The sequence below is a fragment of the Cellulomonas sp. WB94 genome, from assembly GCF_003115775.1.
Lineage (GTDB): Bacteria > Actinomycetota > Actinomycetes > Actinomycetales > Cellulomonadaceae > Cellulomonas_A.
In genome coordinates, this window is record NZ_QEES01000002.1 from 1075514 (window position 1) to 1098542 (window position 23029).

The window sequence follows — 23029 nt, forward strand, 5'->3', positions numbered from 1 at the left end:
GATCAGCCCTTGTCGCTGTCGCCGGACGACGACGGCGACGCCACGTCACCGGACCACACAGCGGTCGCACCGCTGTGACCGACCCGCACGGCCTGCACGGTCGTCCCGCCGGCCACGAGGACGCCGGCCACGATGAGTGCGACCGGGACCCACGTCAGGTTGCGGTAGCCGAGCGACCAGGAGTCCGTGCGGTGGAACACCGCGAGCGCGAACGCGACGACCGCGAGCGCGAGGACCCAGGGCAGCAGCCCGTCGGCGAGCTCGGCGTGGGTCTCGATGAGGCCGTTCCCCCCGACGCGGTGCTCGAGGGCCTCGCCGGACTCGGTCGACAGCGGGACCAGGACGACCGCGACGACCGACAGGCCCAGCGGCAGGTAACCCGCCCAGCGGCGGAACCTCGGCCAGAGCACAGCGAGCAGGAGCGCGAGGGCAGCGGCGGGCACGATCACCTCGGTCGCGTGGACGACGAGGGGGTGCAGCGGGAGCCCCGCGATGGTGTCGAACATGCGGAGCAACCTACGTCAGGGTCGCGTCGTCGGCGCGACGGCCGGGTGAACGGCGCAGCCGAACCGGGACGAATCGCGGCGTCGTGGCCGCGTACGCGGCATATCCGTCGAACCGCCGGGCGAGGCGGACCTCCTCCCACCGCGCCTTCAGGGTGAGCAGCAGGACCAGCACGACCAGCACCACGAGCCGGGTCACGCTGCCCGTCCCGACCGTGAACGCCGCCGACGCGAGCAGGAGGCCGCTGTAGATGGGGTGCCGGACGAACCGGTAGAGGCCGTTCGTGCGCAGCTGCGCGTGCTCGTTCGGCAACGGTGTCGCGGTCAGCCCGCGACCGAGTGCCGTTCCGGCGGCCACCATGATCCCGAGGCCGACGGCCACGACGACGCCACTGACGACGGCGAGCGGCCGGGGCACCGCCCAGCCGCCGCGTCCGGGCACGACGAGCAGCAGGACGAGCAGCAGGCCCTGGCCCGCGACGAGGAGGCGCGCGACCACGCGGTCGTCAGGCACCCGCACTCGACCAGCTCTCCGCTCGGGGGACGACACCTGCCCCACGCTACGCGGCAGCTGAGCCCGCTCGGCGCGGCGTACGGTCGATCCCGTGCAACCGACGAGCAGACCGGAGGGGACGGGCGGACCGCGGGTCACGGTGCTGACCGGCGCCGGGATCTCGACCGACTCCGGCATCCCCGACTTCCGCGGGCCGCAGGGCGTGTGGACCCGCGACCCGCAGGCCGCGCGGCTCCTCGAGCGCAGACCGTACGTGTCCGACCCCGACATCCGACGACGCACCTGGCAGATGTGGCGCGACAGCCCGGTGTGGGACGCCCGGCCGACGCCCGCGCACCGCAGCCTCGTCTACCTCGAGCGGGCCGGCCTGCTCGCCGCGATCTGCACGCAGAACTTCGACGGTCTGCACCAGCGGGCCGGGTCGAGCGCGGCCGCCGTGCTCGAGCTGCACGGCAGCCTGACCTGGACGCGGTGCCTGCGCTGCGATGCCCGCGAGCGCACGGCGGACGTCCTCGCCCGTCTCGACGTCGACCCCGACCCGCACTGCGCGACGTGCGGTGGTCCGCTCGCCACCGACGTCGTCATGTTCGGCGAGGCCCTGCCGGGCGACGTGCTCGATGCCGCGGTCGAGGCTGCGGCGTCGTGCGACGTGTTCGTCGCAGTCGGTTCGACGCTGACGGTGCAACCCGTGGCGAGCCTCACCGCGGTCGCTGCCGAGGCGGGTGCGCGCGTGCTGGTCGTCAACGCGCAGCCCACCCCGTTCGACCGGATGGCCGACCGGGTGGACCGTCGCCCCATCCAGGAGGCGCTGCCGGACCTGGTCAAGGAGCTGCTGACGACGGGCTGACGGGCGCCGGGCTGACGGCGCCGGCCTCAGGCCCGCCGACGCAGCGCGGCGAGCGCCGCACCGACGGACACGACGCACCACACGCCGAGCACGACGACCGAGCGGCCCGGCACGGAGAAGTCGGCGTTCGCGAGCCCGGCCCGCACGACCTGCGCCATCGGCTCGATCGGCAGGTACGCGTGCGCGTGCTGGAGCCACTCGGGCATGCGCGACGCGGGGTAGCTCACGGGCGAGAACAGCAGGACGACGAACACGAGCACCTGGGTCAGGAGCGCCGCGAGCATGGGCGGCAGGACGCTTGCCATCGCGTACCCGACGGACGCCGACGTGAGCGAGACGAGCAGCGCGGACCCGACGAGCCACGGCGCGATCGACAGCTGGACGTCGAACCGCACGACGCCGGCGACGATGCCGAGCACCATCCCGGGGAGCGCGATGATCGTCCACATGAGCAGGTCGCTCGCGAGGAAGGTCCAGCGCGGTACCGGGAGCGTGCGCATCCAGTCGAGGCTGCCCTCGGTCTTGGCCTGGGCCAGCATCTGCGGCGCGAGCACGAGGCCCACGGTGATGAGCGTGATCGTCGGGGCGCCGGTCGCGAGGTAGAGACCGACGTCGGGCGTGGGGTCGCCGACGAGGAGGCCGTAGCCGACGACGGTCGCCACGGCCATGCCGATCTGGACGACGACGAGCAGCGGCATGACGGTCGACCCGCGACGCAGCTGCCACTGGAGCAGGAGGAGGCCCTGACGGACGGCGGTCATGCCACGACCGCCAGCTCGGGCTCGGCAGAGGTCGCCCCGCGGTCGGACCCGACGAGGCGCACGTAGACGTCCTCGAGGGACGCCGCGGTGAGCGCGTACCGCTCGACGGCGCCCGCGTCGACCTCCGCCTGCGCCCAGCGCACGACGTCGGCGGCCAGGTCGGCCGGCACCGTGCCGGCCGCGCGCAGGCGCTCACGGCTCGTCTCCGTCACGCCGGGCGGCCAGCCGACGCCACCACCGGCGAGCCCGGGAGCCAGGTCGAGCTCGACGGTCAGGACTCCGCGGGTCGACGCCGCGAGACCCGCGGGGGTGTCGGCCGCGAGGACCTTGCCCTGGTCGAGGATGACGAGGTGGTCGACGACGCGCTCGGCCTCACGCACGTTGTGGGTCACGAGGAGCACCCCGGCGCCGTCGTCGGCCAGGGTACGGATCGCGTCCCAGAGGAGCCGGCGTCGCACGGGGTCGACGTCGTTGGTCGGCTCGTCGAGCACGACGATGCGGCCGGGCACGACGGCGGTCATGCAGAACGCGGTCAGCCGCGCGATGCCGCCGGAGATCTTCTGCGACGGCATGTCGGCCCAGCTCCCGATGTCGAGGATGTCGATGAGCCGCTGCGTGCGCTCGGCGACCGCACGCCGGCTGCCGCCGCGGATGCGCCCGACGAGCTGGATCGCGGTGCGCGGGGTGAGCCCCGTGATCGGGACGTTGGCCTGCGCCTGGATCGAGGCGAGGCGCCGGGCCCCGTCCGGGTCGGCGACCGCGTCGATGCCGGCAAGCCGGATCGAGCCCGCGTCGGGGCGCACGAGGCCCACGACCTGGTTGACGAGAGTCGTCTTGCCCGCACCGTTGTGACCGAGCAGGCCGACGACCTGACCGGCCAGGACGTCGAGGTCGATCCCGTCGTTCGCCTGGACGCCCCGGCGTCCTGGGTACTTCTTGCTCAACCCGCGGATGCTGAGCACGGCGCTCGGCTCCATGACTGTCTCCTGTCGACGTACCGGTTGGTATATGCCAGAACGTAGCAGATACCGCCTGGTATATAGAAGAGCTCTTCGGCGTATGATCTCCGCATGGCACGCTCCAGCTGGCACGACCACCACCGGTCTGACGACACCCGGCCTGACGACACCGGGCGCGACGACACGGGGCGCAGCGACACCGGGCGCGACGACACGGGGCGCAGCGGCACCGGGCGCGACGACCAGCCGGCGCGCCCGGACGACGACACGGTCGGCGCCGCGACCCGCGCCATCGCCGACGCGACCGAGGCCCTCACCAAGCTGCTCGGCAACCAGCTCGCGAGCGTCAGCACCGAGCTCGGCGACGCGATCGCGACGAGCCTGCGCGACGCGGCACGAGGTCTTGCTGACGCCTCCGAGACGGTCGAGCGCAGGTCCGGCGGGCAGCGCGCCGACGAGCGGCGCCGAGCCCGCGTCGACCGCACTCGCACCGACCTGCTGGCCGCAGCCGGGCGGGTCTTCGCGGCGCACGGGTACGAGGGCGCCTCCGTCGGCGACATCGCCGCCGAGGCCGGTTACACCAAGGGCGCGCTGTACGCGCACTTCGGGTCGAAGAGCGACCTCTTCGTTGCGCTCGCCCGCGAGCGCCTCGACTGCGACCGCCCGGCCGGGCCCGTCGCCGGCCCCGCCACAGGCAGTCTCGCCGACGAGCTGTCGGCAGGCGTCGCGGCCACGGGCGACGACCCGTCGATGCTGCTCGCGCTCGAGATGCTGGCCTACGCCGTCCGCCACCCCGAGGCGCGCAACGACCTCGGCCCACTGTTCGACGCCTCGCTGCACGCACTGGCCGAGCGCGTGCGCGACGACCGGCTCGCGCGGAGCCGCAGCGAGGGCAGCGAGCCCGACGCGCCCGAGACCGCGACCCCGGGCGTGACGCGCGACGACCTCGACACGGCACTCGGGCTCCTCGCGGTCAGCAACGTCTCCGCGATGCTCGCCGCGATCACCGACGACCCGCGCACCGTCGCGTCAGCCGGCGGACGCCTCGTCGCACGGCTGCTGGCACCCTGACCGGACCGCCCGAGCCGGCCCTCGGTCCTGCCACCGGCCGCGCGCGATGCGGGAAGATGGAGCCATGCGCCTGATCCTCGTCCGCCACGGCCAGACCAGCTCCAACGTCGCCGGGCTGCTCGACACCGACGAGCCGGGCGCCGGGCTGACCGGCCTCGGGCTCGAGCAGGCAGCCGCCCTGCCCGGCGTGCTGGGCGCGGAGCCGATCGAGGTGCTCTACGCCTCGACGCTGCTGCGCACCCAGCAGACCGTGGCACCGCTCGCGTCGTTCCTCGGCCTCGAGATCCGCATCCGGGACGGGCTCCGCGAGGTCCGCGCCGGCTCGCTCGAGATGCTCGGCGACGAGGCGTCCGTCCAGACGTACCTCACCACGTCGTTCGCCTGGAGCTCGGGCGACCTCCACGCCCGGATGCCCGGGGCCGAGTCGGGGGCCGAGGTGTTCGCGCGGTACGACGCCGTCGTCGCGGAGATCGCCGCCTCGGGCGCCGGGACCGCCGCGATCGTGAGCCACGGCTCGGTCATCAGGACGTGGACGGCGGCGCGAGCCGAGAACGTCACGGCGGACTTCGCGGCCAGGAACGCGCTGGCCAACACCGGCGCGGTCGTCCTCGAGGGCAGCCCGAGCGCCGGCTGGCGCGCGCTGACCTGGGAGGGTCGGGCCGTCCACCGTGTCGAGGCGTAGCTGCGGCGATAAGGTCGAATGAGAACCTTCGAGGTCCCGCGGAGACGAGGTGAGCGGCAGTGTCGTCCCTACGCGTCGCGCAGATCCTTGCGAGTGTCGCGGGTGATGTGTCCGCGACCACGACCCTCCCCCAGCGGCTCGTCGACGCGTGCGCCGACGCGCTCCCGGTCTCCGGTGCGGGCATCGCGCTGATGACCGACGCGGGACCCGCCGGGACGGTCGCCGTCACCGACCGCGTCGCGTCACTCATGGAGGACCTGCAGTTCACGCTCGGCGAGGGGCCGTGCGTGGACTCGTCGTTGTGGGGCCGCCCGGTGCTGGAGCCGGACCTGGCCACGACGGGTCCCGCACGCTGGCCCGGGTTCAGCGCCGGGGCGCTCGAGGCCGGCATCGGTGCCGTCTTCGCGCTGCCGCTGCGGGTCGGAGGCATCCGACTCGGCGTCCTCGACCTGTACCGCGACCAGCCGGGCGCTCTGACGTCCCTCGAGCTGACCGAGGCCCTGGCCCACGCCGATGCCGCCACCGCGATCCTGCTGCACCTCCAGGCCCGCACCCCGGCGAACGGGGCAGGGGCGGGACTCATCCCCGTGGTCGAGGACCACGCGACCGTGCACCAGGCCACGGGCATCGTCTCGGTGCACGCGGACGTCACGCTCACCGAGGCGCTCGGCCTGCTCCGCGCCCGGGCCTTCGCCGCCGACCGACCGATCGTCGCGCTGGCTCATGACGTCGTCGCCGGCCTCGTGCACTTCACGAACGGGGGCGGGGAGATCGACAATGGGTAATGACAGCGGGCCCGGGCGGCCACACCGGACGGACGAGTCCCGACGATCTCAGGAGAATCCGATGACCACGCAGCAACGTCTCGCGGAGGTCTTTGTCGAGCTCGCCGACACCCTGGTCGACGACTTCGACGTCGTCGATCTGCTCCAGACGCTCACCGACCGCACGGTCGAGCTCCTTGACGCCGACGCCTCCGGTCTCATGCTCGCCGACCAGCGCGGCGACCTGAAGCTCATGGCCTCGACGCTCGAGCGTGCCCGCCTCGTCGAGCTGTTCGAGCTGCAGGTGGCCGAGGGCCCGTGCCGCGAGTGCTTCACGACCGGTCTGCCGATCACGAACGTCGACCTCAGCGACGCGATGGAGCGCTGGCCGCGCTTCACGCCCGTGGCGGTCGAGGCCGGGTTCCGCGCCACGCACGCGCTGCCCATGCGGCTGCGCGGGCAGATCATCGGCGTGCTCAACATCTTCACCGAGAAGGCCGTGCCGCTGAGCGAGGACGACATCGCCGTCGGGCAGGCGATGGCGGACATCGCCACGATCGGGCTGCTCAACGAGCGCACCCACTACGAGCAGGTGCGGCTCTCCGAGCAGCTGCAGACGGCGCTGCAGAGCCGGATCCTCATCGAGCAGGCCAAGGGCGTCCTGTCGGCGCGTGCCGACCTCAGCGTCGACGAGGCGTTCAACCAGATGCGTCACCACGCCCGCAGCACGGGCATGACGCTGTCCGTCGTCGCGAGGAGCGTCATCGACAAGTCGCTCGACCTGCGCACGGTCGGGAGCGCCTGACCCTTGCTCGGCAGGGAGCCGCCGCGCTATGTTCGGCGCGGTCGCCGTGGATCGCGAATGCTCGCCTGAGCAGCGCGTCGACGACGCCCAGAGTCTCACCTGATGAGTCACCCGCTGTGTTGCCCCGGACCCGGTAGCGCGTGGATCGCCTGCATGCGAGCGGAAGCCGGACGGTATGAGCAGTGGTGCGACGGGCCCGACGCCCGACGACGGTTGGCACGGGGTGTCGGTCGTCCGCGTGGTCGGTGAGCTGGACCTTGCGAGCGCATCCTGGGTTCGCGCCCGGATCGCGCGGGCCGCCCACGACCCGGCACGTGAGGTCGTCGTGGACCTGTCGGGCGTGTCGTTCGTGGACTGCGCGGGTCTCGGCGCCCTCCTCGGCGCGCAGGCCAGTCTCGGCAGACGGTTGTCGCTGCGCGGGCCCTCGGTCGCCGTCCTGAAGCTGCTCGAGCTCACGACGCTGCGCGCGGCCCTCGGACCTCTCCACGTCGTCGGCTCATCGACCGGCAGGGCGGCCGGTCCGCGACGCTGGCCGATCAGGTGAGCCGCGGGCTCTGAGCTGCTCAGGCGCCGACCAGGTCGCGGCGCTCGAAGGCGACGGTGCCGATCACGGCCGCGACCATGCCGATGACGAGCAGCACCGCGGTCGAGCCCGGCTCGAACGAGTCGACCGGGACCAGTGCCAGGTGCCGGAACGGCGAGACGGCGACGACCGCCTCGGGCCAGTCCAGCGCGGGCCCGACGATCTGCAGCACGTAGGCCAGGACAGCGGCGGACGCCACGAGGCCGACGGTCGCGCGGGGCGCGAGCCCGAGGACCAGGACCGCGAGGCCACCGAACACGACCACCGCCGGGAGGGTGTTGAGCACGGCCGCGAGCGAGTCGCTCGCGGTCAGGTCCGAGCCCGCCGCGGCCGCCCCGGCCCACGTGGCCGCACCGGAGACGGTCGCCAGCAGCAGGACCGAGAGGGCCAGGAGCAGGATGTGACCGGCGAGCCAGCGTCGGCGCAGGACGGGCCGCGTCACGATCAGCTCGAGGCGCGCCGAGGCCTCCTCCGCCCGCGCGGCACCGATCCGCCAGGCGGCGAACACCGCCAGCGCGACGCCCACGATCGTCGCCAGCATCGCGACGAAGGCGTTCGTCAGGTCGGTCACGTCCATGCCCATGACCGCCAGGATGCGCTGGTAGGACGGGTCGGACTCGATGAAGCCGTTCATGCTGGGGATCAGGACACCGGCGATCAGGCTCCAGACGGTCAGGCCGACGGCCCAGCCGACGAGCGTCCCGAGGTTGGCGCGCCAGGCGAACGCGAGCGGGCTGGTCAGTCCGCACGCCCGCGTCGGGCGCTCGGCGCGCTGGGCCACGAGACCGGCCTGCGAGTCACGACGCGTGCGCAGCCACACGGCGCACGCGACCAGCCCGGCGACGACGGCGAGCGGGACGACCAGGACGACCACCCGGTTCGCCCCGAACGGCTGGAGGTGGTCGATCCAGCCGAACGGCGTGAACCACGCGAGCCACGCGCGCGAGTCGGCACTGTTGGCCGTCATGCGGAGCACGAGCGCCGCGCCGAGGAGCGTCGCGCTGACCCCGAGGACGCGCGTGCGCGAGGCGAAGACCTGCGCCCCGACCGCCGTCAGGCCGATGAACGCCGCGCTGAAGCCCGCGATGGCCCCGCCGAAGCACCGACCGTCGGATCAGGCGTGCGGTGAGCCGGACGACGGCCCAGGTGGGCGATCGGTCGAGGCTCATGGGCGTCCTCCCGGCGGTCGGTCGCGGCGGTCGCGGTCAGTAGTAGGTGAGGAAGATCTCCTCGAGCGACGGCTCCTCGGTCCGGAGCCGGGCGACGGGCAGCGTCGCGAGGAGGGTCAGCAGCGGACCGGGAGAGCCCGTCACCGACAGCCGCGCCCCGCCGGGGATCAGGTCCACGTCGCTCACGCCCGGGACGTCCGCGAACTCGGGGACGGGACCGTCGAGGACGACCTCGACGACGGTCGTGTGCAGGCGCCGCAGATCCTCGAGCGTCGCGACCTCGACGAGCTTGCCGCTGCGCAGGATCCCCACGCGGTCGCACAGGTTCTCGACCTCGTCGAGGATGTGCGACGACAGGAAGACGGTCTGCCCGCGGGCGGCCGCCTCGCGCGCGATGGCCTGGAACTCGGCCTCCATGAGCGGGTCGAGGCCGGCCGTCGGCTCGTCGAGCAGCAGGACGTCCGGTCGCGACATGAGGGCCGCGACGAGGGCGATCTTCTGCCGGTTCCCCTTGGAGTACGACCGCACGCGGTGCGACGGGTCGAGCTCGAGGCGCTCGTAGAGCTCGGAGCGGAACGCGGTGTCGATGCCGCCCGACAGGTTGCCGAGCAGGTCCAGCGTCTCGGCGCACGTGAGCTGCGGCCAGAGCGCGACGTCTCCGGCGACGTAGCCGACGTGCCGGTGCGCGCTCTCGACGTCGCCGACCGGGATCCCCATGATCTCGGCCGTCCCCCGGGTGGGACGGATGAGGCTCAGCAGCAGCCGGACGGTCGTCGACTTGCCGGCGCCGTTGGGGCCGAGGAACCCGAACGTCTCACCGGGATGGACCTCGAGGTCCATCCCTTCGAGGGCGACGACCGACCCGAAGTGCTTGGTCAGGTCGTGGGTGGCGATCGCCGGGGGTGACATGGCTCCCCTTCCCTCGTCGAGCGAGCGGACGGCCTTCGCCTCCGACGCTTCCCGGGACGGGGCCGCGCCTCAAGTGACGATGGTCCCGGGGGCCCTCAACCCGTGAGGGCCCCCGAGCGCGTCGCCCCCTCTACTCGGAGGGAACGGAGATCTCAGGGGAGGACGTCGCGGTGCGGAGCCAGACCGCGGTATCCCCCGGCAGCCGGCCGTCGGTGAGCTCCCCGCTCGCCAGCAGGACGGCCGTGTGCGGAGGCAGGTCAACCGCGACCGAGCCGAGGTTGACGACGCACGCGAACTGCCGTCCGCGCGTGAAGGCCAGGACGGAGTCGTCGTCCACATCGAGCCACTGCATCGGGCCGTCGCCGAGGTCCGGCTCGGCCCGGCGCAGCGCGAACGCGGCGCGGTACAGCGACAGCGTCGACGTCGGGTCGCTCGCCTGCGCCTCCACCGTGAGCCCGGCCCACGACGCGGGCTGCGGCAGCCAGGCCGGGCTCGTCGATCCCGACGGGCTGAACCCGAACGGCGGGGTGCTCCCCGACCACGGCAGCGGCACCCGGCAGCCGTCGCGGCCCGGGTCGACCCCGCCCGAGCGGAAGTGCATCGGGTCCTGCAGCGCGTCGGCGGGCAGGTCCTCGACCTCCGGCAGACCGAGTTCGTCGCCCTGGTACACGTACAGCGAGCCCGGCAGGGCCGCGGTCAGCAGCGCCGCCGCTCGGGCGCGGCGCAGCCCGAGGGCGAGGTCGGTCGGGGTGCCGAACCGCTTCGAGCCGAAGTCGAAGGAGCTGTCCGCACGTCCGTACCGGGTGACCGGCCGGGTCACATCGTGGTTGGAGAGCACCCAGGTCGCGGGGGCGCCCACGGGGCGGTGCGCGGCGAGCGTCATGTCGATCGAGTCGCGGAGCTCCTTGGCGCTCCAGGGGCGGGCCATGAAGTCGAAGTTGAACGCGGTGTGCATCTCGTCGGGGCGCAGGTACCGCGCGAACCGCTCCGCATCGTCCAGCCACACCTCCCCGACCAGCACCCGGGAGCCGTCGTACGAGTCGGCGACCGCGCGCCAGGCGCGGTAGACGTCGTGCAGCTCGTCGCGGTCGACGTGCGGGTGCGCCCCTGGAACCGGGTACTCGGGGACCTCGGGGAGGCTGGGGTCCTTCACGAGCAGGGCTGCGGAGTCGATGCGCACCCCTGCGACGCCGCGGTCGAACCAGAACCGCAGGATGTCCTCGTGCTCGCGGCGCACGTCCGGGTGGTCCCAGTTCAGGTCCGGCTGCTCCGGGGTGAACAGGTGCAGGTACCACTCCCCCGGCGTCCCGTCGGGGTTCGTCGTCCGCGTCCAGGTGCTGCCCTGGAAGCTCGAGACCCAGTGCGTCGGCATCTGCTCGCCGGCGTCACCCTTGCCGGACCGGAACCAGAACCGGGCGCGCTCGGGCGACCCGGGGGCTGCCGCGAGCGCGGCCTGGAACCACGGGTGCTGGTCCGAGACGTGATTGGGGACGATGTCGATGATCGTGCGGATGCCCAGCGCGAGCGCCTCGCGGATCACCTGCTCGGCCTGCTCCAGGGTCCCGAACGCCGGGTCGATCGCGCGGTAGTCCGCGACGTCGTACCCGCCGTCGGCCAGCGGGGAGACGTAGAACGGGTTGAACCAGATCGCGTCCACCCCCAGGTCCCGCAGGTACTCCAGGTGCTCCCGGACCCCGGTCAGGTCGCCCGTGCCGTCACCGTTGCCGTCCGCGAAGCTGCGCACGTAGACCTGGTAGATGACCGCCCCACGCCACCACGCCGCGTCGTCCCGGGGTGCTCGTCCGACCTGCTCGCCCACTGTGCCTCGCCTCATCCGGAGGACACCCGCAGGCTCAGGTAGCCGCGGTCACGTCCCGTTGGTTACGCCCGATGCCCAATCTAGCGACTGGATCGACGCAAGAACTCACGAGGACGGCTGGCGAGACACCGTGCGATGGCCCGCCGGTCAGCCCTTGACGGCGCCCCCGAGCCCGGCGCTGGTGAGGAACTGCCGCTGGAACACGACGAACATCGCGACCGGGATGAGGGTGGAGATCGCGAGCGCAGCGAGGAAGACCCCGAGGTCGGTGGTGTGCGCGAGCGTGGGGAGGCGGACCGAGAGCGGCTGGAGGTCGGGGTCGCGCAGGACGAGCAGCGGCCAGAGGAAGTCCTTCCACGACGCGATGATCGCGAACACGGACACGACCCCGAGGATCGGCTTGGACATGGGCAGGACGATCGACCAGAAGAGCCGGAACGGCCCGGCGCCGTCGACCCGGGCGGCCTCGAACACCTCGCGCGGCAGGTTGTCGAAGAACCGCTGCACGAGCAGGACGTTGAACGCGCTCGCCCCGGCGGGCAGCCAGACGGCCCAGAACGTGTTGATGAGCGACCGGCCGAGGACCGGCGGGTCGAGGATCGTCAGGTACAGCGGGACCAGCAGGACGACGGCGGGCACGAACATCGTCGTGAGCACCGCGCCCGAGATGAGCCGGCCGTACCGCGGTCGCAGCACCGAGAGCGCGTAGCCGCCCGTGGTCGCCACCAGCAGCTGCATGAACCACGAGCCCGCGGCGATGACCACGGTGTTGACGAAGTAGAGGCTGACGTGGACGTCGTTCCACGCTTCGGAGAGGTTCCCCCAGGCCGCGCCGTGCGGGAACAGCGCCATCGGGGTGCGCAGGATGTCCTGCGTCGGGGTGATCGCGAACTTCGCGAGCAGCACCATCGGGCCGAGGCCGGCGAACACGAGCAGGACGAGCAGCACGGCGTGCACGGTTCTCATCGAGCGCCGCACGAGAGGCCGGTGCCAGTCGGCCTGCGAGAGGACACCGCGTTCGGTCGCGTCGTCGGGCCGGGCCGTGCGCGTGGCGGTCATGACGTGCTCCAGGACCGGGTGAGCCGGAAGTAGACGACGGAGAACACCGCGAGGAAGCCCGCGAGCATGACGCTCAGCGCGGTAGCAGCGCCGTAATCGCCGCCCAGGCTGTTCGCGAACGCGTAGTTGTAGATGAGCAGCAGGACCGTCATCGTGGCGTGCGCCGGACCGCCGCCGGTGAACAGGAACGGTTCGAGGAACACCTGCGCGGTCCCGATGATCTGCAGGATCAGCGTGATGAACAGGACGCCGCGCAGCTGCGGCATCGTGACGTGCCAGACCTTGCGCCAGACGTTCGCACCGTCGACCTCGGCCGCGTCGTACAGCTCGGCCGGCACCGACGTGAGCGCCGCGAGGTAGATGATCACGGTCCCGCCGGCTCCGGCCCAGGTCGCCTCGAGCACGAGCGACGGCATCGCGGACGACGCGTTCTGCAGCCACGGGAACGGGCCGAGACCCACCGTCCCGAGCAGGGTGTTGAAGACGCCCGTCGTGCTGCCGTCGTAGAAGAACTTCCACAGCAGCACCGCGACGACCGGGGGGACGACGACGGGCAGGTACGCGAGCGCCGAGTAGAGCCCCTTGAAGCGGCGGACCTCGCTCATGAGCACCGCGAGCAGCAGCGGGACCGGGTAGCCGATGACGAGCGCGAGGAAGGCGAAGTAGACCGTGTTCTTCACGGCCGTCCACAGCAGCGGGTCGTCGAGCACCGTGCGGAAGTTGTCGAGGCCCACGAACACGGGGGCGGTGACGAGGTTGGTCTCCTGGACGCTCATGACGAGCGCCCGGACGATCGGGAACCACGAGAACGCCCCGAAGATGACGAGCACCGGGAGCATGAAGACGAGGTTGCTCAGTCCGCCGCTGCGGAGCCAGGTCGTCGGCGTTCGGGCCGGGCGACGACGCGGCGGCGCGGCGGGCGCAGGTGGCGCGGTGGGCACGGTGCGCGCGAGGACGCTCATGCGGGCGGACCTTTCGGGGCGTGGGGCTGGGCGGTGCTGCCGACGGGGGGCCGGGGCGACGTGTGCCGCCCCGGCCATCAGCGCAGGTCAGCCCTTGTCGAGCAGCGCCTGGACGTCGGTGTTCGCCTGCTTGAGGAGCGCGTCGATGTCCGCGTTCTGGTCGGTGAGGACCGCCTGGACGACGGTGTCGAGGGCCGCGTACAGCTCCTGGGTGGAGCGTCCGGGCTCGGCGACGAGCGGCTGGTCGAAGATCTTGTCGTTGAACGTTGCGACCTGGGTGGTCGGGATGTTGATGTAGTCCTTGATCCAGGTCAGGGACGTGTCGTAGGTCGCCTTGTCGAAGATCGGCAGCGACGGGGTGCCGACGGGCTGGTCGGCCTCCGACAGGGTCTTCGCGTCGAGCACCGCGGCATCCTGGTTGGTCAGCTTCTGCATGTAGTAGAAGTCGATCCACTTGACGGCCGCGTCCTTGACCGCCTCGGACGCCTTGGCGTTGACCGCGGCGAGCGTGCCGCCGCCGAGGACGCCGGCGTCCTTGCCCTCGAGCGGCAGGACCGTGAGGCCGTAGTCGCCGGGGTTGATCGCATTCGACGTGCGCAGCGACGTGTAGACGTCGGACCCGCCGGTGTACATGCCGATCTGGCCGGCCGCGAAGGCCTGGTTGATGCTGCCCCAGTCGTAGAGGAAGTTGCTGCCCATGGAGTTGTCCTCCCAGCGCAGCGTCTTGAGGTACTGCAGGGCCGCCTTGGTGCCCGCGTTGTCGAGCGTCGCGGTCGCCTTGGTGCCGTCGATGGTCTCGACGCGGCCGCCACGTGCGTAGGTCGCGACCGTGAGCTGCCAGCCGCCGGTGTTGGACTGGCTCATGGTCGCGTAGCCGGCCTGGCCGGTCTTGTCCGCGATCTGCTTGGCGTCCTTGCGGACCTCGTCCCACGTCGTCGGGGGCTTGTCCGGGTCGAGACCGGCCTGCGTGAACAGGGTCCGGTTGTACTGCAGGCCGATGCCGTAGGCGGCGTACGGGATCGCGTAGACCTTGCCGTCCTCGCCCTGGCCTGCCTGGATCACGTTCGGGTTGAACAGCTTCGCGTACGGCAGCGTCTGCACCTGCGCGTCGAGATTCGCGAGCTGGCCGTTCTCGATCAGCGTCTTGCCGTCCGTGAACGGGATGGTGAAGACGTCGGGCAGCGTGCCGCCGGCGAGCTGGGCCGCGAACGTCGGGCCCGTCCACTCGTACTCCTCGGACTTCACGGTGATGCCCGGGTTCGCCGTCTCGAACTGCGCGACCTGCTGGTCGAACGCGTCGAACGCCGACTTCTCGCTGCCCGGCTTGAGGCTGACGACCGTGATCTCGACCTTGCCCCCGGCACTGGGGGAGTCGCTGCTGGTGGCGGCGGTCCCGCTCGACCCGCAGGCCGTCAGCAGCCCGATCGCGACGACGCCGGCTACTGCCAGCGCCGCCTTGTTCCGTGTTGACCTCATTGTCACTCCTCTACTCGGATGGAACCGGGAACTCGGGGGAAGCGGGGGTGGTGCGGAGCCAGACCGCGGTGTCGGCCGGGAGCCGGCCGTCTCGGAGCTCGCCGCTCGCGAGCAGGACCGCGGTGTGCGGGGGCAGGTCGACGGCGACCGGCCCGAGGTTGACGACGCAGGCGAACCGAGGTCCGCGCCTGAACGCGAGAACCGCGTCGTCGCCGAGGTCGCGGGCATCCAGCCACTGCATCGGGCCGTCGCCGAGGTCCGGCTCGGCCCGGCGCAGCGCGAACGCGGCGCGGTACAGCGACAGCGTCGACGTCGGCTCGCTGGCCTGGGCCTCGACCGTCAGGGACGCCCACGACTCGGGTTGCGGCAGCCAGGCCGGGCTCGTCGATCCCGACGGGCTGAACCCGAACGGCGGGGTGCTCCCCGACCACGGCAGCGGCACCCGGCAGCCGTCGCGGCCCGGGTCGACCCCGCCCGAGCGGAAGTGCATCGGGTCCTGCAGCGCGTCGGCGGGCAGGTCCTCGACCTCCGGCAGACCGAGTTCGTCGCCCTGGTACACGTACAGCGAGCCCGGCAGGGCCGCGGTCAGCAGCGCCGCCGCTCGGGCGCGGCGCAGCCCGAGGGCGAGGTCGGTCGGGGTGCCGAACCGCTTCGAGCCGAAGTCGAAGGAGCTGTCCGCACGTCCGTACCGGGTGACCGGCCGGGTCACATCGTGGTTGGAGAGCACCCAGGTCGCGGGGGCGCCCACGGGGCGGTGCGCGGCGAGCGTCATGTCGATCGAGTCGCGGAGCTCCTTGGCGCTCCAGGGGCGGGCCATGAAGTCGAAGTTGAACGCGGTGTGCATCTCGTCGGGGCGCAGGTACCGCGCGAACCGCTCCGCATCGTCCAGCCACACCTCCCCGACCAGCACCCGGGAGCCGTCGTACGAGTCGGCGACCGCGCGCCAGGCGCGGTAGACGTCGTGCAGCTCGTCGCGGTCGACGTGCGGGTGCGCCCCTGGAACCGGGTACTCGGGGACCTCGGGGAGGCTGGGGTCCTTCACGAGCAGGGCTGCGGAGTCGATGCGCACCCCTGCGACGCCGCGGTCGAACCAGAACCGCAGGATGTCCTCGTGCTCGCGGCGCACGTCCGGGTGGTCCCAGTTCAGGTCCGGCTGCTCCGGGGTGAACAGGTGCAGGTACCACTCCCCCGGCGTCCCGTCGGGGTTCGTCGTCCGCGTCCAGGTGCTGCCCTGGAAGCTCGAGACCCAGTGCGTCGGCATCTGCTCGCCGGCGTCACCCTTGCCGGACCGGAACCAGAACCGGGCGCGCTCGGGCGACCCGGGGGCTGCCGCGAGCGCGGCCTGGAACCACGGGTGCTGGTCCGAGACGTGATTGGGGACGATGTCGATGATCGTGCGGATGCCCAGCGCGAGCGCCTCGCGGATCACCTGCTCGGCCTGCTCCAGGGTCCCGAACGCCGGGTCGATCGCGCGGTAGTCCGCGACGTCGTACCCGCCGTCGGCCAGCGGGGAGACGTAGAACGGGTTGAACCAGATCGCGTCCACCCCCAGGTCCCGCAGGTACTCCAGGTGCTCCCGGACCCCGGTCAGGTCGCCCGTGCCGTCACCGTTGCCGTCCGCGAAGCTGCGCACGTAGACCTGGTAGATGACCGCCCCACGCCACCACGCCGCGTCGTCCCGGGGTGCTCGTCCGCCCTGCTCGCCCACTCGTGCCTCGCCTCATCCGGAGGACACCCGCAGGCTCGGAGGCTGCGGTGACGTCCTTGTCGATAGCCAGGACGCTAAACCTCCCGACTGAATCAACGCAAGAACTCGACAAGACGGTTACCGAAACGTGATGTTCCGATGGCGCTGGGTCGCGCGCAGAGGCCACCGCGGCAGCGGCCGGGACACCGGAGAGCACCCAGGGGCGCGACGAGCACGCAGAGAGCCGGAGGCTGACGAGCTGACGAGGCCGGGCGGGTCCCGGTCAGGCGCGGCGCGGGCCCGATCGGGCCGCATCGAGGTCGTCAGGCGGCGGTCGGCGCCGGCCCGGTCGACCCGCGCACGACGAGCTCGGGCTCGAACAGCAGCTCGTCCTGCGCCACGCTCGCGCCGCCGATGAGGCCCACGAGGAGCTCGATCGCGGCCCGGCCCATCGGCTCGATCGGCTGCCGCACGGTCGTCAGCGGCGGCTCGGTGCAGCTCATGAACGCCGAGTCGTCGTAGCCGACGACCGAGACGTCGTCGGGCACCCGCATGCCGGCCCGCCGGACCGCCCGGATCGCCCCGAGCGCGAGCGGGTCGCTCGCACAGACGATCCCCGTGACCCCGGCCGCGAGCAACCGGCCCGTCGCGGCCTGCCCCGACTCGAGCGAGTACGAGCTGTGCACCACCTGGTCGGCGCCGAGCTCGAGGCCCGCGCGCGCGGCGACGACCCGGGCGGCGGCAAGCTTGCGCTCCGACGGCACGTGGTCGGCCGGCCCGAGCAGCACGCCGATCCGGGTGTGGCCGAGCGAGATCAGGTGGCCCATCGCCTGCTCGACCGCGACCTCGTCGTTGCACGACACCCGAGGGAACGGCAGCGCGTCGATCGAGGCGTTGATCAGGACGGCAGGTAGGTGACGCTCGGTCAGGCGCGCGTAGTGCCCGTGCGAGGCGTCGCGCTGCGCGTAGTTGCCACCGGCGAACACCACGCCCGAGACGTGCTGCTGGAGCAGCAGCTCGACGTAGTCGGCCTCGGAGACCCCGCCCGCGGTCTGTGTGCACAGGACCGGCGTGAACCCCTGCTGGGCGAGCGCGCCGCCGACGACCTCGGCGAACGCCGGGAAGATCGGGTTCTGCAGCTCAGGCAGGACGAGCCCGACGAGCCGCGCCTTCTCGCCGCGCAGCTTGGTCGGCCGCTCGTAGCCGAGGATGTCGAGGGCGGTCAGCACCGCCTGACGGGTGGCCTCGGAGACTCCGGGCTTGCCGTTGAGCACGCGGCTCACGGTGGCCTCGGACACACCGACCTTGCGGGCAACCTCGGCGAGTCGACGTGACATGCACGCAAGTCTACGACCATTCACGCAAGCGGCTTGCGTGAACAGAGCTCGCGTCGGCGAGCTACAGCAGGCGGTCCCGCTTCCGGCCCGCGACGGCCGACGCCAGGATCGCCTCGATCGCGAACGCCGAGGCGTGCGCGAGGTCGACGACGTCCGGGTCGAGCAGCCACTGGACCTGCAACCCGTCCATCACGGCGAGGATCGCGGCCGCGGCGGCGGCGACGTCCTGGTCGAGCGGCGGGTCGTCGGGGTCGCACACCTCACGCAGGGCCTCGCCGACCTCGAGGCGCAGCTGGGTGTACCGGTTGCGGAACCAGTCCTTGCCGGGATGGTCGTCGGTGCACGACTCGGCGGACAGGACCGCGTAGGTCTGGACGAGGCCGCGGCGCTCGGCGTTGAGCTCGGCAGTCAGGACGAGGTGGCGGAACAGGTCGAGGCCGCCGGGGATGTGCTTGCCCTCGAGGTGCTCGACGTCGGTCTTGTCACGGAACTCGAGCACCTCGAGCAGGAGCCGGCCCTTGGAGCCGAAGTGGTGCAGCACGCCCGCGTGCGTCATGCCGACCTGGTCGGCGATCTCGGCGAGCGAGCCGTTGGTGTACCCGTGGCTCCCGAACGTCGCCATGGCCGCCCGCAGGATGTCCTCCCGACGGCGCGCAGTCTCCTCACGTGGGCGCTGCGCGCGGCGAGGAGTGCTGGTGGTCATGACCGTCACCATACTGTGATCTTAAGACTTACTGACTAGTCAGTAAGTCTGTGGTTGCATGTCTCCCGACACAGCCGTCCGGACTGGAGAGCCCCCAATGACGCCCCGCCCCACCAGCTCCACGGAGACCTCGGTGCTGCCCGAGGCCACCGCGCGCCTCGACGCCGAGGCGTCGATCGAGCAGCTCCTGGGAGCCCTCGACCTCGAGGGCAAGGTGCGGCTGCTCACCGGCGAGACCTCCTGGCGCCTGTTCGCGCACGAGCAGATCGGCCTGCGCTCCATGGCGGTGTCCGACGGCCCGGTCGGTGTGCGCGGCACGGGCGAGGTGCCCGGCGAGACGTCGCTGCTCTTCCCGTCGCCGAGCGCCCTGTCCGCGACCTGGGACACCGCGCTCGCGTCCCGTCTCGGCTCGCTGTTCGCCGCCGAGGCGCGCCGGCACGGGGTCGACGTCGTGCTCGCCCCCCAGGTCAACCTCCAGCGCACGCCCGTCGCGGGCCGGCACTACGAGTGCTACTCCGAGGACCCGCTGCTGACCTCCGCGATCTCCGGGCACGTGATCGCCGCGATGCAGGACGGCGGCGTCGGCGCCTGCCTCAAGCACTTCGTCGCCAACGACTCCGAGACCCAGCGGACCGAGTACCTGGCCCACGTCGACGAGCGGACGCTGCGCGAGGTCTACCTCGCACCGTTCGAGCACGCCGTGCGCGAGGTCGGCGCGTGGACCGTGATGGCGGCCTACAACCAGGTCGACGACGGCGTGCTGGCCGCGCCCGCGACCGAGCACACGCACCTCCTGCGGGACGTGCTCAAGGAGGAGTGGGGGTTCGACGGCGTCGTCGTCAGCGACTGGCTCGCGACCCGCCGGACGGCCGAGTCGGCGAACGGCGGGCTCGACCTCGTCATGCCCGGGCCGGGCGGTCCGTGGGAGGACCGGCTCGTCGCCGCCGTGCGCTCGGGGCGGGTCGACGAGTCCGTGGTCGACGACAAGGTCCGGCGCGTGCTGCGCCTCGCCGTGCGCGTCGGCGCCCTGGCCGAGCTCGCCCCCGAGCCCATGCCTCCGGCGACCGACGAGACGCTGCTGCGCGAGCTCGCCGCCCGGGCGACCGTCGTCGTGCACGACGAGAACCACCGCCTGCCGCTCGACCCCGCCGCGGTGCGCCGCGTCGCGCTCATCGGACCCAACGCGTTCGAGGCGTTCGTGCAGGGCGGCGGGAGCGCGCACGTCAACGCCGCGCACGTCGTCAGCCCCGCGGAGGGCCTTCGCGCCGCGCTCCCGCACGCCGAGGTGACCGTGCTGCGCGGCGGCGACGCCCGGCGGCACGCACCCGACCTCGACATCGTCGGGCGGGCCCGCGACCCCCGCACGGGCGAGCCCGGCCTGCGCATCTCGACCCTCGACGCCGCGGGCACCGTCCTCGCGAGCCGCGTGACGACCGACTGGGACGGCTGGGAGCGCGAGCTGCCCGACGTCGCCGCCGCCGTGCTGGTCGAGGCGACCGTGCACCTGGCCGAGCCGGGCGAGCACCGCATCGGGCTCGGCACGGTCGGGACGTGGACCTTCGAGGTCGACGGCGTGACCGTCGCGCGCGGCGATCGCCCCGCGGGCGCCGAGGTCGTGCTCGACTCGTCGGTCAACAGCCCGGACGGCGAGCCGGCGGTCGTGCTGGTCGCCGCCCCGCGCGACGTCGAGCTCCGAGCCACGCTCCAGAACATCCGGGCGCAGGCCTACGGCAGCTTCGCGCGCGGCGTCCTGCGCCACGCCCTGCCCGGTCTGAGCGTCGACGACGAGATCGACGCCGCCGTCGAGGCCGCCGCGCAGGCCGACCTCGTCGTGGTGGTCGTCGGGACCAACGACGAGGTCGAGTCGGAGGGCTGGGACCGCACGTCGCTCGCCCTGCCCGGCCGTCAGGACGACCTCGTCGCGCGCGTCCTGGCCGTCGCCCCCGACGCCGTCGTCGTCGTCAACGCCGGTGCGCCCGTGCTGCTCCCGTGGCTCGAGACCGCACGGACGGTGCTGTGGACGTGGTTCCCCGGCGAGGAGTGCGGCAACGCGCTCGCCGACGTGCTGCTCGGCGTCACCGAGCCGGCCGGCCGCCTGCCCTGGACCCTGCCCGCCCGCGAGGCCGACGTCCCCGTGCCGCACGCGCGGCCGGGCGCCGACGGCGTCCTCGAGTACAGCGAGGGCGTGCACGTCGGGTACCGCGGCTGGGAGCTGTCACGCGCCCGGCCCGCCGCCGAGTTCGGTCACGGCCTGGGCTGGACCTCGTGGCAGTACGAGGACGTGACGGTCGTCGAGGAGACCGCCGAGCACGTCGTCCTGGCCGTCGACGTCACGAATGTCGGGCCCCGCCGCGGCACCGAGGTGGTCCAGGTCTACCTCGAGGCACCCGACGCCGGCGCGGAGGCACCGGGCCCAGGTGCACCCGACCGCCCCGTCCGGTGGCTCGCGGGTTTCGCCACGGTGCAGGCCGACGCGGGCGACCGCGTGACCGCGACCGTGCGGGTCGCGCGCCGGGCGTTCGAGACCTGGGACGTCACCGCCCACCGCTGGGTCACACCGCCCGGCACCTACCTCTTCCGTGTCGGTCGCTCTGTGCGCGATCTCCGTCTCGCCACCGCGACCGACCGGTAAGGACCCCGCCCCCGCCGGGGCGGTAGCACCACATCGGCACCCGCTCGTCACCAGCAGAACAGCATCATCCACAGTGCAAGGAGGCACACCGTGTTGAACCGCAGGCTCACGTCCGCGGCCCTCGGCCTGGCAGCGTTGGCGCTCGTCGCCACCGGCTGCTCGGCCGGAGGTGCTACCGCCAGTACGACCACCGCAGGCCAGACCCTGACGATCGGCATGCCGAACGGGTCGCAGACCGACAACTCGAACCCGTTCATGAACACGTCGTCGGCGATGTCGCTGGGCTACGCGTTCGCGATCTACGAGCCCCTCGTCCAGGTCAACCCGATCCAGCCGACGCAGGACCCCGTGCCGTGGCTCGCCGAGTCGTGGAAGTGGAGCGACGACTTCACGTCGATCACGTTCACGATCCGGGACGGTGTGAAGTGGTCGGACGGTGAGGCCCTCACCGCGAAGGACGTCGCGTACTCGATCAGCCTGCGCAAGGACAACGACGCGCTCAACACGGCGGCGCTGCCCTACAAGGACGTCGCGACCGAGGGCAAGACCGTCACGGTCACGTTCGACTCGTCGCAGTACGTCAACCAGAACAAGGTGCTCAACCTGTTCGTCGTCCCCGAGCACATCTGGTCGACGATCGCTGACCCGACGACCGACCTCAACCAGAAGCCGATCGGCTCGGGCCCGTACACGCTGAAGTCCTGGACCCCGCAGGCCGCGATCCTCGTCCCGAACACCGACTACTGGGGCGGCAAGCCGGCGGTCCCCGAGCTGCGCTACACGTCGTACAACGACAACAACGCGCTCACCACGGCCCTCGTCAACGGCGACGCCCAGTGGGGCTGGACGTTCATCGCCGACTACGAGAACGTCTACATCTCGAAGGACAAGGACCACAACACGTTCTGGGCGCCCGCGGGCCTCGGCATCGACACGCTGTACCTCAACACCGAGACCGCACCGTTCAAGGACGTCGCGCTCCGCAAGGCGCTCAACATGGTCATCGACCGTGCGGCCGTGCACACGACGGCGACCTCGGGGGTGTTCCCGCAGCTCGAGAGCATCACGGGCCTGCCGACCCCCGCCGGTGACGACTACGTCGCGTCGGCCTACGCTGGCAAGAAGTTCGCGGTCGACGTCGACGGGGCCAAGAAGGTCCTCGCCGACGCCGGGTACACGCTCGACGGCTCCACGCTCAAGGACCCGTCCGGCACCGCGGTGACCTTCACGCTCACCGACCCGACCGGCTGGTCCGACTACCTCACGTCGCTCCAGCTCGTCGCGGACGCCGTCAAGCCGCTCGGCATCACGGCGACCGTCGAGGGCATGAACGCGGACGCCTGGTTCACGGCCATCGCCAACGGCGACTTCCAGGCCACGATGCACTGGACCGACTCCGGCGCCACCCCGTGGGACATGTACTCGGACATCATGGACGGCGCGCAGTACGTCGCCCTCGGCGAGAAGGCCAACTGGAACTTCGGTCGCTTCCAGGACGCCGACGCCACCAAGGCGCTCGCGACGTTCGCCACGTCACCCGACGAGGCGACCCGCAAGGCCGCGCTCGACACCGTCCAGAAGGTGTTCGTCGAGCAGGTCCCGGCCATCGGGATGGTCGCCCGGCCCACCGCGGCGGAGTACTCCACGAAGAACTACGTGGGCTGGCCGTCTGCTGACGACCCGTACAACCAGCCGCAGCCGACCGGTCCGCAGGCTTCGCAGATCCTCATGAAGCTGAAGCCCGCGTCCAAGTGACGTCTCGGTCCGCGTCGGGCGTGCACCTCGCG

General features: G+C 72.2%; 21 protein-coding genes. 8 read left to right on the plus strand and 13 right to left on the minus strand.

The features are described 5' to 3' along the window. Nucleotides 1-2: 2 nt before the first annotated feature. Together DDP54_RS06135 and DDP54_RS06140 are read right to left on the minus strand one after the other, a co-directional pair. Nucleotides 3-506 carry a DUF2231 domain-containing protein gene (locus DDP54_RS06135; protein WP_109130997.1) on the minus strand — a complete coding sequence of 168 codons (504 nt, stop codon included), beginning with the start codon at nt 504-506 and terminating at the stop codon, nt 3-5. Between the two features lie 10 nt (nt 507-516). After that, entirely contained in the window at nt 517-1017 is a 501-nt protein-coding gene (locus DDP54_RS06140) for a methyltransferase (RefSeq protein ID WP_158274466.1), read from the minus strand. 91 nt (nt 1018-1108) lie between these two features. Between DDP54_RS06140 and DDP54_RS06145 the strand changes: the two genes are divergently transcribed. Next, nucleotides 1109-1864: a Sir2 family NAD-dependent protein deacetylase gene (locus tag DDP54_RS06145; RefSeq protein ID WP_109130999.1), complete on the plus strand. Its 756-nt coding sequence runs from the start codon at nt 1109-1111 to the stop codon at nt 1862-1864. A gap of 26 nt (nt 1865-1890) precedes the next feature. On the opposite strand, the gene DDP54_RS06150 is transcribed toward DDP54_RS06145, so the two are convergent. Both DDP54_RS06150 and DDP54_RS06155 read right to left on the minus strand, forming a co-directional pair. Further along, nucleotides 1891-2625, minus strand: a complete 735-nt coding sequence (locus tag DDP54_RS06150; protein WP_109131000.1) for an ABC transporter permease — start codon at nt 2623-2625, stop codon at nt 1891-1893. Beyond that, entirely contained in the window at nt 2622-3602 is a 981-nt protein-coding gene (locus DDP54_RS06155; protein WP_109131001.1) for an ABC transporter ATP-binding protein, read from the minus strand. The genes DDP54_RS06150 and DDP54_RS06155 overlap by 4 nt, the downstream gene beginning before the upstream one ends. 93 nt (nt 3603-3695) lie before the next feature. On the opposite strand from DDP54_RS06155, the gene DDP54_RS06160 reads away from it, so the two are divergent. The 5 genes from DDP54_RS06160 (at nt 3696) to DDP54_RS06180 (ending at nt 7450) form a co-directional block, all read left to right on the plus strand. Beyond that, on the plus strand, nt 3696-4655 hold the full coding sequence (locus DDP54_RS06160; RefSeq protein ID WP_109131002.1) for a TetR/AcrR family transcriptional regulator: 960 nt from the start codon (nt 3696-3698) through the stop codon (nt 4653-4655). A gap of 64 nt (nt 4656-4719) precedes the next feature. Beyond that, nucleotides 4720-5337 (plus strand): histidine phosphatase family protein, encoded by a 618-nt coding sequence (locus DDP54_RS06165; RefSeq protein WP_109131003.1) that lies wholly within the window; start codon nt 4720-4722, stop codon nt 5335-5337. Nucleotides 5338-5396: 59 nt separating this feature from the next. Then, nucleotides 5397-6122: a GAF and ANTAR domain-containing protein gene (locus tag DDP54_RS06170; RefSeq protein WP_109131004.1), complete on the plus strand. Its 726-nt coding sequence runs from the start codon at nt 5397-5399 to the stop codon at nt 6120-6122. 61 nt (nt 6123-6183) lie between these two features. Beyond that, a complete protein-coding gene (locus tag DDP54_RS06175) occupies nt 6184-6906 on the plus strand; it encodes a GAF and ANTAR domain-containing protein (protein ID WP_109131005.1) in 723 nt (240 codons plus the stop codon). Nucleotides 6907-7081: 175 nt separating this feature from the next. Beyond that, complete coding sequence (locus tag DDP54_RS06180) at nt 7082-7450, plus strand: STAS domain-containing protein (protein WP_109131006.1); 369 nt, start codon at nt 7082-7084, stop codon at nt 7448-7450. Between the two features lie 19 nt (nt 7451-7469). Here DDP54_RS06180 and DDP54_RS06185 read toward each other — a convergent pair whose 3' ends face one another. The 9 genes from DDP54_RS06185 to DDP54_RS06225 form a co-directional block, all read right to left on the minus strand. Beyond that, a complete protein-coding gene (locus DDP54_RS06185) occupies nt 7470-8456 on the minus strand; it encodes a hypothetical protein (RefSeq protein WP_109131007.1) in 987 nt (328 codons plus the stop codon). A 238-nt stretch (nt 8457-8694) separates the two neighbouring features. Beyond that, nucleotides 8695-9567 carry an ABC transporter ATP-binding protein gene (locus DDP54_RS06190; RefSeq protein WP_109131008.1) on the minus strand — a complete coding sequence of 291 codons (873 nt, stop codon included), beginning with the start codon at nt 9565-9567 and terminating at the stop codon, nt 8695-8697. 130 nt (nt 9568-9697) lie between these two features. After that, on the minus strand, nt 9698-11386 hold the full coding sequence (locus DDP54_RS06195) for a glycoside hydrolase family 13 protein (RefSeq protein ID WP_242448251.1): 1689 nt from the start codon (nt 11384-11386) through the stop codon (nt 9698-9700). A gap of 147 nt (nt 11387-11533) precedes the next feature. Further along, a complete protein-coding gene (locus DDP54_RS06200; RefSeq protein WP_109131010.1) occupies nt 11534-12445 on the minus strand; it encodes a carbohydrate ABC transporter permease in 912 nt (303 codons plus the stop codon). Beyond that, nucleotides 12442-13407 (minus strand): sugar ABC transporter permease, encoded by a 966-nt coding sequence (locus DDP54_RS06205; RefSeq protein WP_109131011.1) that lies wholly within the window; start codon nt 13405-13407, stop codon nt 12442-12444. Before DDP54_RS06205 ends, DDP54_RS06200 begins: the two co-directional genes overlap by 4 nt. Before the next feature lie 87 nt (nt 13408-13494). Continuing rightward, nucleotides 13495-14883, minus strand: a complete 1389-nt coding sequence (locus tag DDP54_RS06210; protein ID WP_109131012.1) for a sugar ABC transporter substrate-binding protein — start codon at nt 14881-14883, stop codon at nt 13495-13497. 10 nt (nt 14884-14893) lie between these two features. Further along, nucleotides 14894-16591, minus strand: coding sequence for a glycoside hydrolase family 13 protein (locus DDP54_RS06215; RefSeq protein ID WP_109131013.1), 1698 nt, complete (start codon nt 16589-16591; stop codon nt 14894-14896). 302 nt (nt 16592-16893) lie between these two features. Next, entirely contained in the window at nt 16894-17907 is a 1014-nt protein-coding gene (locus DDP54_RS06220; RefSeq protein WP_109131014.1) for a LacI family DNA-binding transcriptional regulator, read from the minus strand. Nucleotides 17908-17968: 61 nt separating this feature from the next. Beyond that, entirely contained in the window at nt 17969-18610 is a 642-nt protein-coding gene (locus tag DDP54_RS06225) for a TetR/AcrR family transcriptional regulator (protein ID WP_109132392.1), read from the minus strand. Nucleotides 18611-18707: 97 nt separating this feature from the next. Between DDP54_RS06225 and DDP54_RS06230 the strand changes: the two genes are divergently transcribed. Continuing rightward, nucleotides 18708-21242 carry a glycoside hydrolase family 3 C-terminal domain-containing protein gene (locus DDP54_RS06230; protein ID WP_109131015.1) on the plus strand — a complete coding sequence of 845 codons (2535 nt, stop codon included), beginning with the start codon at nt 18708-18710 and terminating at the stop codon, nt 21240-21242. A 90-nt stretch (nt 21243-21332) separates the two neighbouring features. After that, the gene (locus DDP54_RS06235) at nt 21333-22997 is read left to right on the plus strand and encodes an ABC transporter substrate-binding protein (protein WP_109131016.1); all 1665 of its coding nucleotides are present in this window, start codon (nt 21333-21335) and stop codon (nt 22995-22997) included. Nucleotides 22998-23029 lie beyond the last annotated feature (32 nt).

Coding starts and splice junctions, on each gene's coding strand:
- DDP54_RS06165 (WP_109131003.1), top strand. CDS start 4,720: ATGCGCCTGATCCTCGTCCGCCACGGCCAGACCAGCTCCAACGTCGCC.
- DDP54_RS06230 (WP_109131015.1), top strand. CDS start 18,708: ATGACGCCCCGCCCCACCAGCTCCACGGAGACCTCGGTGCTGCCCGAG.
- DDP54_RS06185 (WP_109131007.1), bottom strand. CDS start 8,456: ATGACGGCCAACAGTGCCGACTCGCGCGCGTGGCTCGCGTGGTTCACG.
- DDP54_RS06225 (WP_109132392.1), bottom strand. CDS start 18,610: ATGACCACCAGCACTCCTCGCCGCGCGCAGCGCCCACGTGAGGAGACT.
- DDP54_RS06180 (WP_109131006.1), top strand. CDS start 7,082: ATGAGCAGTGGTGCGACGGGCCCGACGCCCGACGACGGTTGGCACGGG.
- DDP54_RS06205 (WP_109131011.1), bottom strand. CDS start 13,407: ATGAGCGTCCTCGCGCGCACCGTGCCCACCGCGCCACCTGCGCCCGCC.
- DDP54_RS06135 (WP_109130997.1), bottom strand. CDS start 506: ATGTTCGACACCATCGCGGGGCTCCCGCTGCACCCCCTCGTCGTCCAC.
- DDP54_RS06210 (WP_109131012.1), bottom strand. CDS start 14,883: ATGAGGTCAACACGGAACAAGGCGGCGCTGGCAGTAGCCGGCGTCGTC.
- DDP54_RS06175 (WP_109131005.1), top strand. CDS start 6,184: ATGACCACGCAGCAACGTCTCGCGGAGGTCTTTGTCGAGCTCGCCGAC.
- DDP54_RS06155 (WP_109131001.1), bottom strand. CDS start 3,602: ATGGAGCCGAGCGCCGTGCTCAGCATCCGCGGGTTGAGCAAGAAGTAC.
- DDP54_RS06190 (WP_109131008.1), bottom strand. CDS start 9,567: ATGTCACCCCCGGCGATCGCCACCCACGACCTGACCAAGCACTTCGGG.
- DDP54_RS06150 (WP_109131000.1), bottom strand. CDS start 2,625: ATGACCGCCGTCCGTCAGGGCCTCCTCCTGCTCCAGTGGCAGCTGCGT.
- DDP54_RS06220 (WP_109131014.1), bottom strand. CDS start 17,907: ATGTCACGTCGACTCGCCGAGGTTGCCCGCAAGGTCGGTGTGTCCGAG.
- DDP54_RS06160 (WP_109131002.1), top strand. CDS start 3,696: ATGGCACGCTCCAGCTGGCACGACCACCACCGGTCTGACGACACCCGG.
- DDP54_RS06200 (WP_109131010.1), bottom strand. CDS start 12,445: ATGACCGCCACGCGCACGGCCCGGCCCGACGACGCGACCGAACGCGGT.